At 77.3% G+C, this 576-nt stretch carries 1 protein-coding gene; it reads left to right on the top strand.

Features of this window, described 5'->3' with window-relative positions:
- A partial coding sequence (locus tag HMPREF0731_RS22740; protein WP_007006633.1) for a squalene/phytoene synthase family protein occupies nt 1-576 on the top strand: 576 nt, incomplete at both ends.

Below are 576 nucleotides of genomic sequence, written 5' to 3'. Positions count from 1 at the left end.
CCCGCTCCTCCTTCGCGCGCGGCATGGCGGCGACGCGCGGCCCGGCGCGGCGCGCCCTCTACGCCGTCTATGCCTTCTGCCGCGCGGTGGACGACATCGCCGACGGCGCCATGCCGGAGGCCGACAAGCGCGCCGCGCTCGCCGAATGGCGCCGCAAGCTGGAGCTGCCGGACTGCCCGCTCTCGCGCGAGCTGGCCTGGGCGCGCGCCGAATTCACCCTGCCGCTCGCCGAATGCCGCGCCATGATCGACGGCATGGAGGCCGATGCCGGCCCCTGCCGCCGCATCGCCGATGCCGCCGCGCTCGACCTCTATTGCCGGCAGGTGGCGGGCAGCGTCGGCGCGCTGGCGGTGCGCATCTTCGGCGCGGCGGAGGCCGAGCCCTTCGGCCTCGCCCTCGGCCGGGCGCTGCAGCTGGTCAATGTGCTGCGCGACCTCGACGAGGACGCGGCGCGCGACCGCATCTACGTGCCGGAGGACGCGCTGCTGGCGGCCGGCATTGGCGAGGGCTCGGCCCGCGCCCGCATCGCCGACCCCCGGCTGGAGGGGGTCGCGCTGGACCTGGCGCGGCGGGCCG

This window comes from Pseudoroseomonas cervicalis ATCC 49957 (assembly GCF_000164635.1).
Taxonomy (GTDB): domain Bacteria; phylum Pseudomonadota; class Alphaproteobacteria; order Acetobacterales; family Acetobacteraceae; genus Pseudoroseomonas; species Pseudoroseomonas cervicalis.
Note: the sequence above shows the minus strand (reverse complement) of the source record. Positions and strands in the feature narration are given on the sequence as shown.